Below are 17,244 nucleotides of genomic sequence, written 5' to 3' on the forward strand. Positions count from 1 at the left end.
ATGGATATGAACTACTCTTTCTTTTTCATTGCATCCACATATTTTATGCCATTAATTAATGCTTGTTTGATTAATCGAGCAGTTTCTTCATCAATATCCTCATCATTTTTCATAAATAATAAAGTTTCTTCGTTTCTTAATTCCTCTAGTGCCTCATTTACAGTCTCATCTAATTTTGAAGGTGTATATGGTTTACGGCCTAATAAATAATCAGTTGACACATCATAAACTTCGCTTAACTTTCTTAATGTTTCTGGATCAGGCGTTCTGTAATTTCTTTCATAATTAGAAATTGTTTTTTCAGTGGAGTTAACTTTTTCTGCTGCTTCTTTTTGATTCAATCCGGTTCTAATTCGAGCTTTTTTTAATCTTTCTCCTAGTGTCATTTTAATCATCCATTCCACAAAAAGTTGAGTTACTTATATAATATCAGCAATTGCTGGCTTTTTCTCATATATGAAAAGAAAAGAACGAAAAGTGTACAAATACTCATTGACTCTCCGAATTGGGTGGGTTAATATTGTTCTGAAATTTTCTATGGACAGTTTATTTTTGCATTTTTTATAAAAAAAGTCTCCGAAATGTTCATTTTTTTGTTTACATCTCCGAATCGTGGAGTTATAATAAAGATAACCACAAAGTGTTGAGCATTTTTCAAAGAAAGGAGGATTATATGAAGGAGTTCTATACCGTGGGTGATGTACAAATTATTCTGGGTGTTTCACGAGCGAAAGCTTATAAGATTATCCGCGGCTTGAATGAAGAAATGGAGGAGGAAGGTTATAAGACTTTAAAAGGGCGTGTTAATAAATCCAAATTTGATGATCGGTACATGTACAAAGGGAAACAAAGAAATGGGGTGGTCTGAAAGGTGAATAGAAAGGATACTCATTTGTTTATGAAAAGTGCAGTTTCTTTAGCAAGGGAAATGGAAGGTAATTGGACAGTGAGAATGAAAATGGCTTTAAACACTGTAATTGTAAAACATTATTTTAACAAGCCTTTATCTCTTGATAATGTAAATGCTCTTCTTAGAAAGGGGGTATCTTATCGAAGGATTTGTAAACATTACGGTGTTGGCAGAAAAGACATTGCTTCATTAAAGGGCTAATCATAGTGTGAATTTATACCACTATAACGGCTCGACAAAAATAAAGGTGGTGGTGATTTGACGTTAATCGAAGAGTTTAATTATCATTTGAAAAAATTTGAAGACCATAGAGAACCTGTTACTTTAGCTTTAGCGCAAGTGATTCAAAGGGCTATGGATGAAAAGTTAGTCGAAGAATACCAAGAATTTTATGACTGGTTTATGCGGTGTTTCTACGATGAAGGAAAACCGAAGGAAGTTTTTAGGTTTCCGGTAATTGATGAGGGGCCAATCTTACATGGTGGAAAACCACGAGTGATCATTTTTAGAGATTCGCATATTTCAAGTGTTCCGGTAATTCATTAATGGAGTGTTGCTCTTTGAAAATTACATATAGACAAAGAAAGCGCCTTGACGATTAAATCATCAAGAACGCCATGAAGACCTAGACACCTTCATTATACGGCATTTTTGATGAAAAGTCATGCGTGAGTATTTGGTGATGAACAGTAATCACTTCAAATACTGTAGCAGGCTAGAACAAGCGTGCGAGATAGCTGTAAACAGCTTGATGGCTATAAATAGCCTACTAGGTTGCCATGACGGGTTTATGAGCCAATAGCGACTGAGAAGCGCCACGATGGAATCAGAACCGGAGCGAATTTAAAAATTGATCTTATAAATGAAAAAAAATAAAACTAAAAGAATGGGGAAATGAAAATGAATTTAAACTTTATCGTACCGGATATCAATATGACTTTTGGAGAAATGAAATTTATGGGGTTGAATCGTGAACGTTATGCTTATGTGAACGGAGAAAGAACAGATGAATTAGAATCAAGAGTTTATAATCTGGCTTCTGCTGTACAAGGTGGTCAAGTCGAGGTAACAATCCCCGGGTATGTTGATTTAAAAGAGATTCCTGCATTTGCTGATGTTGAATTAAAAAATCCGAAGATTAGGGCCAGTGCTGCCGCGTCAAGTAGTACAACGGGGAGAACGTATGCCAATTTGAATTGGTATGTTGAAGCTGAGGATATTGTTGTAAGAGGTGCTTCTGCTTCCAAACCTACGTCGTCAACAACTGCATCAAATGACAAAAAGTAATGTTATAAAGGATAACGGGTGATCCGTATGAAAAAATTTCTTGAAAAAAGATTGTGGAAGTATCGTGGAAAACGTATTCGGCCATTTATGAGGAATAACGTTAAATTGGCAGGCACATTAATATTTGTGCCTGCTTTTTTAATATCCATGTTTTTCTTTTGGAAAGATCATCTTCTTCACTTTAATATATCTCAAGTGATTAATCACTTTGAATGGAATGTACCTTTGATCGTTAAAAGTTTGGTTTGTTCGTTGTCTATTGGTATTGGAAGTGTGTATGTTGCCTATTTAACTTTTAATGGACTTTTTAAAAGGTTAAAGCACAGGCAGATGCTTGCAAGAATGATTTTCTCTAACAAGTTTTATGAAAAAGATCATGTGAAGGTTAAAAAGCTATTCTCAAATGATACAGGGGCAAAGGAAAAAATCACGTACTTTCCTAAGGTGTATTACCGAGTTAAAAACAATCACATTTATATACGAATTGCTATGGATATGAGCCGTTTTCAGAATCGCTTCCTGGACTTAGGAAAGGATTTGGAAAACGGCTTATTTTGTGACTTGGTTGATAAGCAAATGGAAGAAGGTTTTGTGTGCTTTAAGCTTCTTTACGATGTCAAAAAGAATCGTATTTCCATTGATGATGCAATAGCTGAGAATGGAGTCCTTCCGTTAATGAAGCATATTTCATGGCAATTTGATAAGTTGCCGCACATGCTCATATCCGGTAGCACAGGCGGAGGAAAAACCTATTTCATGTTGACCATCATAAAAGCGTGTGTAGGACTTGGGGCAGATGTGAAAATCTTAGACCCGAAAAATGCTGATTTAGCCGACTTGGAAGAGGTACTTCCCAAGAGAGTATATTCGCAGAAAAACGGTATCCTTATGTGTTTGAGGAAGTCCGTTGATGGCATGATGCAACGAATGGATGAAATGAAGAAAATGCCTAATTACAAGACAGGTGAAAACTATGCCTATTTAGGCTTGAAACCTGTTTTTATATTCTTTGATGAATACGTTGCGTTTATGGATTTGTTGGATATGAAGGAGAGAAATGAAGCGTTATCTTACATGAAACAATTGGTTATGCTGGGGCGTCAGGCTGGTTATTTTCTTGTTTTAGGGGCACAGCGACCGGATGCAAAATATCTAGCCGACGGGATACGAGATCAATTTAGTTTTCGTGTTGCGCTCGGCAATATGTCTGATACTGGTTACGGGATGATGTTCGGTGATGTTGATAAAACATTTATGGAAAAAGACGTGAAAGGTCGAGGATATGCCTATGTTGGAACAGGTTCAATATTAGAGTTTTACAGTCCAATTGTGCCGAAAGGATATGATTTTATGTCATCTATTAAAAATGCGCTGGTTGGAGTCGAGGGAGCGCAGGCGACGGCAGTCGCCAGCGGCAGCGTAAGCGACCAGACGGCCAGCGGTGAAGGAGTGAGCGAAGCGAATGACTGAACTAAAAAACCCCCCTCACGCTAACAGGGGGGTAGTAATCGTAAAAGAAAAAAATGAAGCCGTTGAAAAGCCTTTAATATCAATGGTTGACTACATCCGAGTATCTTTTAAAACACATGATGTTGACCACATTATCGAGAACGTCCTTCACATCAGTAAAGATTTCATGGCAGAAAAATCGTCCGGCTTTTACGGCTATGTTGGAACATACGAATTAGATTACATCAAGGTCATGTATTCAGCACCAGGTGATAACAGAGGTGTTTTGATTGAATTGTCTGGACAGGGATGCCGTCAGTTTGAATCATTTTTAAAATGCCGCAAGAAAACATGGTTCGACTTCTTTCAAGACTGTTTGCATAATGGTGGCTCGTTTACTCGTCTCGATTTAGCGATTGACGATAAGAAGACGTATTTTTCAATTCCTGAATTGCTTAAAAAAGCCCAGAAGGGCGAATGTATTTCTCGCTTTCGAAAGTCTGATTTCAATGGGTCATTCAGTTTGGCAGATGGAGAAACTGGAGGGACAACAATTTATTTTGGCTCTAAACAGTCGGACGCTTACCTTTGCTTCTATGAAAAGAATTATGAACAGGCTGAAAAATATGATATTCCATTAGAGGAATTAGGCGACTGGAATCGCTATGAGTTGCGTTTGAAAAACGATCGGTCCCAATCTGCTGTAAAAGCCTTGATGAAAACGAAGGATTTAACGCTTATTGCTATGCAGATTATAAATAATTATGTAAGGTTCGTTGATGCTGACGAGAACGTCACAAGAGAGCATTGGAAAACGAGCCTTTTTTGGTCTGAATTTATTGGCGATGTCGGGAAGCTTCATCTTTTCATGAAGCCGCAAAAAGACTTGTATCAAAAATCAAGGAATTGGCTGAAAAATTCCTGTTCACCGACCATGAAAATGGTACTTGAAGCTGACAAACACCTTGGCAGAAATGACTTATCAGACATGATTTTAGAAGCTGAATTATCCGATAAACAACAAAAGATGCTGGAAGTATTTACGGCTGATATCTCTGATATGGTGGTTTGAAGGCTTTTAAAATAGAATTTTACCACTCTTAAAAACAGGTGATGCGATTAAACGTATATGTCAACGGTACCGGAACGAAGTGAGGATAAGGAGTTGACATGTTCAGCGCCACCCAAACCCTCTTGGCATTGAACAAACATTTTGTTTGTTCCTGCCTACCGGCGAGGGAGCCCCCCGAAGAATCGGGGGGATGGGGGGAATGATTATTTGCAATCCAACGTGCATACGTTGGTGGGTTTGGGCAAAGCCCAAGAAATTTAAAAAGAGGTGTTTAAATGTTAAACGTAAATTTGTTAAATCGGGCATATTTAGAAAGTGAGTTGGAGAAGATCGGTTTATTGCAATTGGCTGAGGGATTCATTGAAAGACTGATGGAAACAGTCCCTTATTATGAGAAGGGTCAAAGGATTTTGCTTGAAATTGATACTTTCATTAAAGATGATCTTAAGCGTTTTGTATCTGCTGTCTTTTTCATTCTTGAAAATGAAGATGAAGAAACAGAGGATGTTAATATTGAGTTTGAAATTTTGAGGGCGTATGATAGCCCTCCAAAATGAGGTGGGTTGGATGTCTGCGGTAGACGATCGGTTTAGAAAATTGGGGTTTATTGTGGGTATGCCATCTCTAGTCTTTGTTAGGAGCTTAAGCAGAGATTGTATGTTGGTTGTGGAAGGTGAGACCCGAAAAGGGTATTCCGAATATAGATATACATTTTATAAAACTCGTTATCTGCCTGACGGTCGTATGACAAGCGTAAAAGTTTATATGGAAAATGAAAGCATAAAAAGGGTGTTGCCGCGTGTAGCATCCTTTTTGTCATTCTTAGAAAATATTAAACAAATTGAAAAGACGCAGAAGAAAACCACGACTAGAAAGCGAGGTCTAAAATGAAAGAAACAGTAAAGGTGTGTAATGTTGGCGGCAAAAAAATGAAGATTATCGTTGCTGAAATGAATGAACCAAACTACGGAAAGATTGCAAGTTCAATAATGCGGCTTACTAAAAATATGAAACTTGAAAGCAATAAAAAAAGCACAGCTTAATAAAAGGATGGTGAAGAAATTGCCTGAAAAAGAAAGTTTGCCTGAAAAAAAAGAAGAGTCCTTTTTCAGTTCGGTAATTCAAAAAATTAAACGTGTTCAAAGACCAGAAAAGACAACTAAAAAAGTTCCAAGGGATAGATCGAAAATGGTTGCTATTTCGGTTTGGTCTTGTCTGCTGGTACTGTTGGCTTTTACTCTGTTGTCTGCTTTTCTTTCCGTAAATACTCGATCTGTTGTCAATGATATACGAGTGGATGCAACTAAGCCTTCCAGACAGGATAAACCAGAAGTTTCAGTCCCTGCGGCAGAAAACTTTTTGACGGGTTTTATTAACGAATATGTCAACGTGAAAAATGATCATGAATCTATCGAAAAACGAAAAGAAAATCTTGAAAAATATATGGTTAAACAAAAAGAAAGTAATTATGAAGAAAGTGAAAGATTTCAACTAGATGGAGTAAAGGGAGACAGGGTTTTAAATGACTATAGTTTATATAACGTGAAAGAAGGTGATAAATATAGCCTTTTCCAGTACAAGGTAACATATACGAATGTGTTCCCCGTAGAAAAAGAGGTTGAAAAGAAAGTGAAGGATGGAAAAAAGGAAAAGAAAGTGAAGGAAAAAGTCACCGAAAATGAAAAGGCTGAAAAACAATTATTGTTGAACATTCCCGTAATAAGTAATGGTGATTCGTTTGCTGTCTCTGCTGCTCCTTATTTTACACAAATTTATGAGTTGAGAGGTGACATAACGTTAGAGAATAAAAATGTAATGAAGGATGAATACGCCGGAGATAAGAAGGAAGCAATTGAAAAATTCCTTCAAACCTTCTTTGGAAAATATGCTTCTGAAAAGAAAGAGGATATGGTCTATATGATGAAAGAGCCGGAAGCGTTGGGTGATACTCTAGAATTTGGTGAAATTAAGAATGTAAAAGTCTTCGAGACAAAAAATGGTTTCGAAGCTTTTTGTGTTGTCCAATTTAAAGAAAAAGAAAATGAAATACCAATAACCGAGAATTTTTCTTTGAGTTTAACTGAAAACAGCGGGCAATATTATGTCGAAAAATTAAAACATCAATAGAAAGGAGATTAATTGAAATGGGATTTTTCAATTTCTATAACGATATTATTTTAGGTGGAGCGCTCCCAACTCTTGGAGGTATTCAAGGCTGGGTGAAAGATGTTGTTACTCAGTTTGCGTTTATTGTCGGTGCGTTTCTTGCTTCTAAGCATTTATTGAAACTGAGAGTCGGTGGAATTGTATTTGGTTGCTGTGTTGCAAGTGCTGTTGGTTGGGCAGTGAATCACTGGTCTACACTTTCAGGCTGGGTCGGAAACTTTATTGATAAACTCTAGGAGGTCGAATGATGGGGCGTCTAGTGTTTAACTATCGTAAGGCAATGAGAGAGCCTAAAAAGATTCAGCAACTAACGGAAAATTATTCGCTGCCTTTTGCGGTTGAGTTGATACCAGCAATCAATTATTTCTTATTTGTTGCTCTCTGTTTTGGATTTTGGTACGGCGTGAGGAAGGTTTTTCCTCACGCTTTTGAAAATTCATCAATCTTTGTGATTTTTGGTATTCCGATCTTCTTAACAATGCTTGTGACAAAAATTAAGCCGGAAGGAAAAAATATATATCTATATTTCTTGGATTTGTTGAAGTATTACTTTATGATCAAGCTTCCTCAAAAGAAGTATTGCAATGACCGAAAGGTTGATCTTTGTAATGAAAAAAATGTTGAGTTCCGTAAACTTGTAAAGGTGGTGGGTAAACCGAATGAAATTGAAAACGCCTATGAAGGCAATACACAAAAATTTGTTGTTGACGAGAACGGGAGACGTTTGGGCGTATTACCGCATAAAGAGCAATTCGATTCCTATGCAGAATAAAGAAAAGGTAAATGCTTATAAAAAGAAGTGGCAGCATTTATTTGAAGAAATTACTTCCTATGAGGATTTCCATATGATGATGTATCCAAGTGAATATGAACTGGATAAAAGATTTAAGGATTTGGAATCTGACATTGCGGATGATGCTCTTGACGTGGCGCGCTATTACAATGAAGAAACGGTAAGGCTGCTAGAACAACGTTTGGGTAGACTGACGAAATATGATTTTATTTTTGGGGTAAAGCTAAAAAATAGCTTAGTAAACATCAGTATGGAAATAAAGGACAATATAATTTCACTTTTTAATACGGCAACTGATACAGTCGTGAAAATGTTGGGGTGGGAACAAAACGTTTCCACTTCTTTTTTTAAACAATATGAAGAAGTGGAAGATAACCTTGCTAATATCATAGCGTCTGTTCTTGGGGAAAGGCTTTCTGAAAATGAAATGGTGTATATTAACCGTTATCATTTTGTGCGTGGTTTAAATCATCAAACAAAAGAAGAAAGTGTAGTGAGAAAAATTGATTCAATTACAAATACGATCATAGACCCAACAAATCCATCTGTTTTGAATCTTCATAGTGATCAAGACGAGGGTTTTGTGTCTTTTGTAGTCATTGACGAGTTTCTCCATAATATGGCGGAAAGTGATTTGTTTTATGAAGCTCAATCACTCCCTTTTCCAGTAGAAGTACAGATGAAAGTACAAACTGAATCGAAGTCTATAACCAAGCCGGCTTTAAATATTAAAAAGCAACAACTAAAGGAAGAACAGTTTGAACAGCAAAGTACAGGGGATAGAAGTGATGTTTCAACTGTTACAAGTGCAACCCTTGTTAGACACTTACAAGATGAAATTAAGAAAGAAGAAGTCCATTTAATGAATTGGTTGGCCGTTATTGTTGTTCATGGCAAGACTAAAAAAGAATGCGTTAGGAAAGCTACAATTGTAAGACGGCATTTAAAGGGTGCTGGAATTACATGCAGGCTTCCGGTTGCTGATCAAATTAATTTGTTTTATAAGATGCTGCCCGGCGAAAAAATAGATATTACCGATAAGAATTGGATTCAAAAAACAACCCAGGATGGGATAGCTGAATGTCTGTTTGCGATTAATTCTAATATAGGTTCTAAAATTGGTTTCTTTCTTGGGTGGGTTGACCGATTTATAGAACATACTGATTTAGAAAGCGCAATTAATTCAAGTCGGGATTTCATCTTATTTCATCCGTTTATGGCAAACCAACAAATAAAGGGGTCAAAGACACGATCTCCTCACATATTGATCACAGGAGACACAGGGAATGGAAAATCTTATCTAGCAAAATTACTCTTTATCTATATTTCATTTCTTCGTGTCAAGGCACTTTATATTGATCCAAAAAAAGAAATGCGAAAATGGGTTCGGCGAGTCTTGAACGACCAATATATCCGAGGGAATTTTCCTCTGTTTGTGGAGCATTTAGAAAAATATAACTATATCACATTAGATCATGAGAAAGAAAAGAATTGGGGTGCTCTTGATCCGATTTCATTCTTGCCACCAATGAAGGCAAAGGAACTAGTGCAAGTTATCTTTGAACAGGTGTATAACTTTAAAGGGAAAGATGATGTCAATACAGCCTTTCTGCGGGCAACCTCTGAAGTCATTGAACGAAAGCAACGGGGGGAACAAGTTGGTTCTCTCAATATCATTAGAGAAATGCAAAATCATGAGGAATTGGTTGTAAAAAAAGCCGGAGATTATTTAAACGAAGTCGTCGAGGATTCCATTTTGAAATTGTGTATTCATGATGGTTCAAACCCTGCATTATCTTTAAGTAAACGATTAACCATTTTAGAAGTTGAAAATTTAGATTTACCAGGCCATTCAGAGCAATACGAGAATTATACAATTTCACAATTGAAATCAAGTGCGGTTATGTTTGCGCTAGGAAAATTTTGCGAGTTGTTTGGAATGAACAGGGATGAACAAACAACAGCATTTATGGATGAGGCGTGGATATTTGAGACATCTAAGCAAGGGAAAAAAGTAAATAGACAAATGCGCCGTATAGGTCGATCATATAACAATTCGCTGTGTTTCATTTCACAGTCAACTAAAGATGCTTTGAGTGAAGAAGATTCGGGGAACTTTGGTGTTGCTTTTGCATTTGATGAACCAAATGAACGTGAAGAAGTTTTAAAGTGGATGAATATGGAGGTCACGAAAGAAAATAAAAAAATGCTGGAATCTATGTTCCAAGGTCAATGCTTATTTAAGGATTATTATGGGCGTACGTCAAAAATTTCAATTGAATGTTTATTTGAGGAATGGGAAGGTGCATTAAAAACTGTTGAAAAGAAAGCAGTAGCTTTTGCAGAAGAAAATTACTTGTAATCGGATGGAGGGATTTAAATATGTTCTTATTATGGGCAATTGTAGGGATTGTCCTTTTTCTTATTATTAAAAAAAGATTGCAAGAATTTATTGATTGTCGAAAGATGTCAATGTCTGATGTGCTCGAGTGCTTATACGTATCAACTGTCGGATTTGGTATACTCTTTTGTTTCATCTGTTGGATTGTAGCAGTTTTTTTCCTGATTATATCCTTGGGGCAATAGGAGTTTATTTACTTGCGTACGGGGGATTTCTATGTGCTGCCTTCTATGGTTTAAGAGGATATGAAGAAAAGAAAAAATAATAGAGGGGATGAAAATATGGAAATTGCTTTTTTGAATTCAATGATAATGACATGGCCGGGCATTTACAAAGCAGAGAAAATTTCCTTGGAAGACGTTCATGAATGTGTGGCATCATGCAATGGTTCTTATAAAAGCTTTATTGGTCACAGGTCTACAGCGCTATTTTTACAAGAGCTGCTAGGAATCAAGATTGAACAAAATCGAAAGTGTTTTAGGCAAAGGAGATATCAAAAGGCTATCTGTTTCAGTTTGAAAGAGCGATATCCAGAAAATAAAGTGTTGAAAAAAGCTGACTTGAAAAATGCAAAATATGAATTTTATTTAATCACAAGGTTAGATTAAGGAGGACGGCATGAAAAGAAAAAGGATTTTGATAGTGTCGACTGTTGTCCTGCTGTTTTTAACATTTGCCACGGCATTGTCCGTTTTCTCTGCTGACGGTGATGTAACGACGCAGCCCAAAATTGAAAAAGCTGGCGGGGTTGAGTTGGAAATAAAACGGTTTCCGATTTCCCGTTATCAAGCGAATAATGAAGATTCTGATGACTGGTTAAAAGGTCCGTTCATAGGATTCACGAACGTGTTATTTTCTACTGCTGGAAATGTTGTGCGCGTGGTTGATATGGGAATGGACATTTTGAATAATTTACAGCCTATTGATGAATTTGCAAACTCAATCACAAATGTTTCAAAAAGGGTTTATACAACCTTGAAAGATAACTTTGGAGAAGCGCTTTTTATATTCGCCGTAGGTTATATATTTTATCTGTTTGCAGTAAGAGGAAGCGCTAAAGAAGCCATGAGAAGAATTATCCTTTTTCTTGTGATCTTGATCATTGGCGGTTGGTATATGTCTAACGCTGGCTATGTCATGAAGGCGTTGAACGCTTTGTCTGTCGAAGCCCAAGGGAAGTTATTGAATGCTGGTAATGGACTACTAGGAATTGCAAAAGATGAAGGAAGATTTGTAGAAGCTTCAAACATTGAAAAGGGAAAGGAAATGGAAGGTACAATTGCGGTTATGCGTAATTTGTATTTTGATCTTGCTTTGAAAAAGCCCTATATGATTGTCAATTTTGGTGAAGCGAACGAAAAGAAGATTAATGAAAAAGGCAGCGATGATAAGGGTGGGATGAATCGTGTAGATAAACTACTATCTTATAAATTGTCTTCTGATGGGGAAAAGGCAAGGCTTGAATATATAAAAAGTACAGAAATAGATAAATATAATAATGAAGCTCTTACATCTGGCAATGCGTATAATCAGTTTGGTGAATCAATAATTGGGCTGTTTGCTTCAATTGCATTAGGAATTCCTTTTCTGGGATTGTCTTTTCTAAACTTTTTGCTTCAAATCATTGCGCTTGTGATTGTGTTTTTTGTTCCATTTGCCTTTGTTGTTGCTTATATTCCACAATTCGCATACTCTGGATTTGTTTCGTTGGGGCGTTTGGGCAGCGTTTATATATTAAAGGCAATGTTAGGAATAGTGTTTTTGTTTGTGTATGTAATTTGTTTTATCATAGACAATTTATTGCCTCCTAACAATTTTGGAATGTATCTTCTGAATGTCATAGTGCTTTTCTTGACACTTTTTCTGGGATTTAAGCACAGAAATAAAATTGTGAAGTTTGTAACTGCCGGAAAGGTGGTTTCCGTAGATAATAATATGATGGAGAACATGAGAAGAAATGTTATTCAACCTTCATGGGAATCAGCTAAAGATGTTTGGAATAAAACATTTGGCCGTAAAGACCATAACAAAACCGCTGAAGATTTAAAACATTCATCAGACCCTAGTGTATCTAATAATGCTACAGCTTTAGGAACAGAGAGTTTATCAGTTGAAAGAACTCCACAAAAGGACCAAAATACTAACCTTCTTGATAATAAGAAGGCTTTGGATAGAAAACCTCAACATTCAATGAAGAGTGAACAGCATAATAATCCCTTGAAGAAACAGGACAATGAAAGAAGAATAGTGCCTGAGCAAAATAATGGTTCTGATAATGTTGGACTTCGAAAAGAAGAGGAACAATTTAAGCGTGCGCCAGTAATAAGGAATACTGAAAATGAAGCTGAGCGGACGGATCAAAAAGATTTTGTGAAAAGAAATCGGCTTAACGATTCTCAAAATAAATATAATTCTACCGTTGATATTCAGCAGGAACAAAAAGGTGATAACTCTAGAAAAGCACCGATAGTGCAGGAAAACATAAGAGAAACTGAAAGAACAAAACAGAGTCAATTTGCTGAAATACAAGAGGAAAAGGGTATTAATCAACCAACAAATTTTGAAAACACTCGTACGTTGAATAAAGAAAATGTTAATAGTAATGACGTGAAAATTGTCCGTTCGAACACACCTTCTTCTAGTGTTCAAACAGGCAATTTTTTTAGTGGGGAAAAACAAAATAATCCTTCCAGTGAGACGCACGTAAATAGGGAAGCAGCTGTAAAAAAAGTTGCTCCAAAGGATTCAGGCTTTAAAAGAAGTGATCAAACAGTTGCCTTAAACGATATTGCTAGCCGAACTTCTTCTAAAGCAGAGAATAGGTTAAGAAGCGATAAAAGATCATGATTAAAAAGGGGAGGTTGTCTTGAAAAAGATTTTTATAGGGTTCTTGTTTTCCTCACCTATTCTATTATTCCTAATCATGTTTATTGTCATTGCCGCAATAATAGCAGGCAATAAAAATAATACTAATAATGATAGTATAGGTGGGAATGATAGTGAATATGTTTCTAATGGGATTAGTCCAGAAGTTGAACGCTTTAGGGCAGTGTTTGAAAAATACGCCCGTAAAGAAGGGATTTTTGATCAGGTAGATGTTATTATGGCGCTCACCATGCAAGAAAGTGGTGGGCGCTATTTAGATATTATGCAAAGTTCTGAGAGTATTGGGCTACCGCCAAACACAATAACCGACCCTGAAGAATCAATAAGGGTCGGTATTAAACATTTTAAAAAGGTTTATATAAAAGCTGGAAAAGACATTAAACTTACTTTACAAGCTTATAATTTTGGTTCGGGGTTCATTGATTATGTTAAAAAAAATGGTGGCAAATATACAAAAAAACTGGCCTTAGAATTTAGCCGTATACAGGCACTTAAAATGGGATGGAGAAGTTATGGTGATCCTGACTATGTAGATCATGTTATGCGCTATCTGAAAGGATCGGGAGGTGTTAAACCTGTAGACGGTTCTATAGATGGTTATGAGGCGATTATGAAGGAAGCGTTGAAATATGAAGGGCGGCCTTATGTTTGGGGCGGCTCGAATCCTAAAACTGGTTTTGATTGTTCTGGCTTGGTTCAGTGGTCATATTCTAAAGCTGGAATATCTCTGCCACGAACAGCGCAAGAGCAATATTCAGCAACTAAAAGAATTAATGAAAAACAGGCAAAACCCGGCGATCTTGTCTTCTTTGGCGGTACTTATGCAGGCAAAGCCATTACACATGTGGGAATCTATGTGGGGGGTGGAAAAATGTTTAATTCAAATGACAGCGGGGTTGAATATTCAGATTTGAAAGCTGGTTACTGGCGAAAGCACCTAGTTTCTTTTGGAAGAATAAACTTTTAAGGAGTGAAAAAATGAAAACACATGTTTTATGGGCTTTGGTTTGTGTTTTGGTGCTTATAATAACTTCTTTTTTTGTTCATAGACAACAGGATTTGAAGGTTAAAAATTTGACTGAGAAAAATCAAATTTTAGAAGTGAATATTAAAAAAATGAATCAGAAAGAGATAGACGGCAGCGCTTCTAAAAATAAGGCATTTTTTGAAGCGTTTTTTAATTATTCTGATGCAGATAAGCGCTTTGATGATGTGAAGAAGCTGACAACTAAAAAGGGATTGGATTATGCTTTTCCTTCCCGTACAAATGAAAATCATACAGTCAGTGTACAAAGTGAATTGCTTTCTTTAGAAAGTTATTCAAAGAATATTGATGAATCAAGTGAATTGTTTTTGAATGTTGTGGAGTTGGCTACTACAGCGAATTCTGTTACGACAAATCAAACGTTGATTGTTCAGACGACATTGAAAAAAATAAATAATGAATGGTTGGTTGATGATGTTCAAATTAAAGGGAATGGATGAAATGTGGAAAAACAAGAAAAAATTATATATAATTGATAAAGGAGGGGAAAGCTATTTTGAGACACGTTTTTATTTTCCTTAGTCTAATCATGATGTTTGCATTAACTGCTTGCGGTGGAAATAAGTATGATGAAGCAATTGATAAAGTGATAAGTCAAGAAAAGAAATCCTTAAAGGAAATGAATGCTGATAATGAGGACTTTACTAGGGATAATGCTGTAATTCGGGTTTTTGACAGAGGAAAGTATATACAGTTTGCTTTCTATATGAAAAACCATAGTCGTGAATTATCAACATTTAAATATTATGAAAAAAGCGGAGAATCTTATCAAAAACTAGATCATATGCCAGGTGACGGGAAGGGCGATCGTTTAGGGTTAGATAAGAAAACACCAGATTATGAAGAAGTGAAAGGGAAAGAAACGAAATTAGAGAATTAGTAAAAGCAGGCATATGCCTGCTTTTATGTTATTTCATGCCACCGTAATCATTGGTAATGTAAACTTGAGTTTGCAGTTTCTTTGTGCGTTTTTTGTCTTTATACCAAGTGACATTGTGTTTTATTTGAAAGACATAGCCTGACATTCTCGTATATTTTTTATCTGTGTAGTAAATCCAACTACCTTTATTAGCGATAATCCAGTTTCCTACAATACCAGCAAGTGATAGATGTGGGATTTTCAAATAGACTCCTAATGCGGCCGAAGCAGAGGAAATAGAAGTCCAAACAATTTTATTAGAATACTTGTTTGTACGCCAATATTTCCAACTACTTGCTACATCAACATCTTGAACGTTCGCAGTTTCATTAACTCTGAGAATACTTTCGCCAGGTAAAACAATTGGATTTCCGTCGTCATCATAATTAATGGTTTTAACAAGAACAACCTCAGGTTCTCTATTAACTTCTTTAGATGGTTGCTCGCTTGCGCTTGCTGTTTTTGCACTAGCAAAAGGCGAAGCAATTCCAATTAATAGAGATACGGACAATAATGGAACCAACAGTTTCTTTTTCATTACCAAATATTCCTCCCCTTGAATTTTTTTGAGTTCTAATTTATGGTATCATACAAAAAGGGACAAATAAATAATATTCAATCTAAAAATTTACAAAGGTGGTAATATTTTGTGAATGAATTTGCGCATAGGGCGATTCAAGTTATAGGGATTATTGGTTTCGTTTTAGCTGCTGCACAAATTTCGATTGGTTGGTTCATAGGATTTTTTTGTACTGGTCTTTTCTTTATGATGTGGAAAAAAGAAGGGAAACTAAATACATTTAATTTAATCGTGGGAGTCTTAGCCTTCTTGTACTCATTTTATTGTTTATTTACTCAGGTTTTATAATCAAAAAAATTTAAAAGCAGGCATATGCCTGCTTTTTTTAAGTTAATGTGCTTTCATCTATGTTCACTGATGATGTAATCATTCTGCCTGCAATCTGGTGTGATTCGGACGAATGAGCGAAATTGCTTGAGATCGTTACAAAAGCAGCTAGACATAATACAGTAATCATTCCTATTGAAAATTTCTTCATCATTTAAAACAACTCCCTTTTTCATCAATTTTCATTACATTAATTGCTTTTCGGTAAAAAATGGCCGATTCCTCCCTTTTTGTTGATGTTCATTGCCTTAATTGCTTTTCGATAAAGTTCGACCGACTCTTCTAATTTTCCAATCTTATTATAATGTTCAGCCGCATCTATGGCCATTTCTTCAATATCAGGATACAATCCCTTACTTTCAAGATATTTAAATTCTTCCTCTGTAGAACCATGATCAATGTAAATTTTTTTCAAGATGTTAAGCTGTATTTCATGGGGTTTGTCATTTATAACACGAGAAGACTTTATACCTTGTTCATAGAGGTTTAATGCTTCGACGTAATCTTCTTGTTTCAAACAAACGTACATTAATTGGAATAAAGCTTTTGCTTCATATGCTGACTTTTCTTCTTTAAAAATAGCTAGAGACTTTTGTATATGTTCGTATGATTCTGAAAATTTATTCAAATAAAAATAACAGTTCCCTAAATTGAAGTGAGCAGATGCCAATAAGTGAATGTTGTTAGTTGTTTTTGTTTTATTTAAAGCTGCCTTTAGAGTTTCCAAGGCTTCTTTATATTTCATTGTGTCAACTTGATTTCCTGCTATTACAAAGTAACAATAAATTTCTTTTTCTGTTAGAGTTTCATGGGCTTTAAAAGTGTCAAGAGCCATCGTTGCATAATTCATGGAGATGTAGTTTTGTTTTAAATGATAGTAAATTTCAGATAATTTATAATAAAATTCAGCCTTTTCTTCCTCGCAGTTAACAAAGGCTAATTTCTTTTCGGCGATTTTATAGCAAGTTATTGCTGTGTTAAAGTTCTGTTGTTTAAATTCATACATCCCTTTAAAGAACCAATAATAATAGTTAATCAATTCATCGACTTGAGAGTTTTGCAGGTCTTCCTTCTTTGCTTCGATTTTAGATAATGATTCCGATATGTCTGCTGCTTTGTTCGGTTTCAAGTCTTTCAACATCAGATTATGGCGGAATTCAAGCAAAGAATAATATAACAAAACGTTTTGGTCTTCTTCCATTTGCTCAAGTTCATGTTTTATTTCGGATTTAATAAACTCCGCATCTGTCACTTGATTTTTGCGTATTGTGGAATACCATTCATTAAGCTTAACAGCAACATTCTCTGACGGAATTTTCTGTTTCATAATTTTGCCCCTTCCATGTCCTCACTCTCTGTATCCATATATTGTATATGATAGCATATTTCCTTAATTCTGAAAGTTTTAA

At 35.8% G+C, this 17,244-nt stretch carries 22 protein-coding genes; 19 read left to right on the plus strand and 3 right to left on the minus strand.

All coding sequences use genetic code 11. The annotated features are described in order from the left end of the window. Positions 1–11: 11 nt before the first annotated feature. Complete coding sequence (locus tag MKX80_RS01225; protein ID WP_268351011.1) at positions 12–386, minus strand: helix-turn-helix transcriptional regulator; 375 nt, start codon at positions 384–386, stop codon at positions 12–14. 287 nt (positions 387–673) lie between these two features. Here MKX80_RS01225 and MKX80_RS01230 point away from each other — a divergent pair, with 287 nt between their 5' ends. The 18 genes from MKX80_RS01230 (at position 674) to MKX80_RS01315 (ending at position 14,889) form a co-directional block, all read left to right on the plus strand. Continuing rightward, on the plus strand, positions 674–868 hold the full coding sequence (locus MKX80_RS01230) for an ICEBs1 excisionase (protein WP_076792967.1): 195 nt from the start codon (positions 674–676) through the stop codon (positions 866–868). A 30-nt stretch (positions 869–898) separates the two neighbouring features. Continuing rightward, entirely contained in the window at positions 899–1,111 is a 213-nt protein-coding gene (locus MKX80_RS01235) for a hypothetical protein (RefSeq protein ID WP_268351021.1), read from the plus strand. A gap of 57 nt (positions 1,112–1,168) precedes the next feature. After that, complete coding sequence (locus tag MKX80_RS01240) at positions 1,169–1,456, plus strand: hypothetical protein (RefSeq protein WP_076792973.1); 288 nt, start codon at positions 1,169–1,171, stop codon at positions 1,454–1,456. Between the two features lie 354 nt (positions 1,457–1,810). Beyond that, a complete protein-coding gene (locus MKX80_RS01245; protein WP_326094502.1) occupies positions 1,811–2,197 on the plus strand; it encodes a DUF961 family protein in 387 nt (128 codons plus the stop codon). A gap of 27 nt (positions 2,198–2,224) precedes the next feature. Further along, complete coding sequence (locus MKX80_RS01250; protein WP_326094500.1) at positions 2,225–3,667, plus strand: DUF87 domain-containing protein; 1,443 nt, start codon at positions 2,225–2,227, stop codon at positions 3,665–3,667. After that, positions 3,660–4,718 carry a replication initiation factor domain-containing protein gene (locus MKX80_RS01255; protein WP_268414263.1) on the plus strand — a complete coding sequence of 353 codons (1,059 nt, stop codon included), beginning with the start codon at positions 3,660–3,662 and terminating at the stop codon, positions 4,716–4,718. The genes MKX80_RS01250 and MKX80_RS01255 overlap by 8 nt, the downstream gene beginning before the upstream one ends. Positions 4,719–4,993: 275 nt before the next feature. Further along, a complete protein-coding gene (locus MKX80_RS01260; protein ID WP_158700700.1) occupies positions 4,994–5,275 on the plus strand; it encodes a hypothetical protein in 282 nt (93 codons plus the stop codon). Positions 5,276–5,285: 10 nt separating this feature from the next. Next, entirely contained in the window at positions 5,286–5,609 is a 324-nt protein-coding gene (locus MKX80_RS01265; protein ID WP_105980650.1) for a hypothetical protein, read from the plus strand. Next, complete coding sequence (locus MKX80_RS01270; RefSeq protein WP_164943111.1) at positions 5,606–5,761, plus strand: hypothetical protein; 156 nt, start codon at positions 5,606–5,608, stop codon at positions 5,759–5,761. Before MKX80_RS01265 ends, MKX80_RS01270 begins: the two co-directional genes overlap by 4 nt. Before the next feature lie 7 nt (positions 5,762–5,768). Then, the gene (locus tag MKX80_RS01275) at positions 5,769–6,845 is read left to right on the plus strand and encodes a conjugal transfer protein (protein WP_339228523.1); all 1,077 of its coding nucleotides are present in this window, start codon (positions 5,769–5,771) and stop codon (positions 6,843–6,845) included. Between the two features lie 17 nt (positions 6,846–6,862). After that, positions 6,863–7,120, plus strand: a complete 258-nt coding sequence (locus MKX80_RS01280) for a hypothetical protein (protein ID WP_073411681.1) — start codon at positions 6,863–6,865, stop codon at positions 7,118–7,120. A gap of 11 nt (positions 7,121–7,131) precedes the next feature. Further along, on the plus strand, positions 7,132–7,656 hold the full coding sequence (locus tag MKX80_RS01285; RefSeq protein WP_095646281.1) for a conjugal transfer protein: 525 nt from the start codon (positions 7,132–7,134) through the stop codon (positions 7,654–7,656). Then, on the plus strand, positions 7,544–10,039 hold the full coding sequence (locus MKX80_RS01290) for an ATP-binding protein (RefSeq protein WP_339227779.1): 2,496 nt from the start codon (positions 7,544–7,546) through the stop codon (positions 10,037–10,039). Before MKX80_RS01285 ends, MKX80_RS01290 begins: the two co-directional genes overlap by 113 nt. 320 nt (positions 10,040–10,359) lie before the next feature. Next, positions 10,360–10,686, plus strand: coding sequence for a DUF1874 domain-containing protein (locus MKX80_RS01295; RefSeq protein WP_339228526.1), 327 nt, complete (start codon positions 10,360–10,362; stop codon positions 10,684–10,686). Between the two features lie 10 nt (positions 10,687–10,696). Beyond that, positions 10,697–12,925 (plus strand): hypothetical protein, encoded by a 2,229-nt coding sequence (locus MKX80_RS01300; protein WP_339227781.1) that lies wholly within the window; start codon positions 10,697–10,699, stop codon positions 12,923–12,925. A gap of 19 nt (positions 12,926–12,944) precedes the next feature. After that, entirely contained in the window at positions 12,945–13,931 is a 987-nt protein-coding gene (locus MKX80_RS01305; protein WP_339227783.1) for a lysozyme family protein, read from the plus strand. An 11-nt stretch (positions 13,932–13,942) separates the two neighbouring features. Continuing rightward, on the plus strand, positions 13,943–14,449 hold the full coding sequence (locus MKX80_RS01310; protein ID WP_268351016.1) for a hypothetical protein: 507 nt from the start codon (positions 13,943–13,945) through the stop codon (positions 14,447–14,449). Between the two features lie 56 nt (positions 14,450–14,505). Next, positions 14,506–14,889, plus strand: a complete 384-nt coding sequence (locus MKX80_RS01315; protein WP_268332668.1) for a cystatin-like fold lipoprotein — start codon at positions 14,506–14,508, stop codon at positions 14,887–14,889. 28 nt (positions 14,890–14,917) lie between these two features. Here MKX80_RS01315 and MKX80_RS01320 read toward each other — a convergent pair whose 3' ends face one another. Next, entirely contained in the window at positions 14,918–15,466 is a 549-nt protein-coding gene (locus MKX80_RS01320) for a hypothetical protein (protein ID WP_268332667.1), read from the minus strand. Between the two features lie 111 nt (positions 15,467–15,577). Here MKX80_RS01320 and MKX80_RS01325 point away from each other — a divergent pair, with 111 nt between their 5' ends. After that, positions 15,578–15,796, plus strand: coding sequence for a hypothetical protein (locus tag MKX80_RS01325; RefSeq protein ID WP_268351017.1), 219 nt, complete (start codon positions 15,578–15,580; stop codon positions 15,794–15,796). Positions 15,797–16,025: 229 nt separating this feature from the next. Here the strand turns inward: MKX80_RS01325 and MKX80_RS01330 are convergent, their stop codons facing one another. Next, positions 16,026–17,162, minus strand: a complete 1,137-nt coding sequence (locus MKX80_RS01330; protein ID WP_268308649.1) for a Rap family tetratricopeptide repeat protein — start codon at positions 17,160–17,162, stop codon at positions 16,026–16,028. Positions 17,163–17,244 lie beyond the last annotated feature (82 nt).

The sequence above is a fragment of the Bacillus sp. FSL K6-0972 genome (assembly GCF_037976035.1).
GTDB classification, from domain to species: Bacteria; Bacillota; Bacilli; order Bacillales; family Bacillaceae; genus Bacillus; species Bacillus haynesii.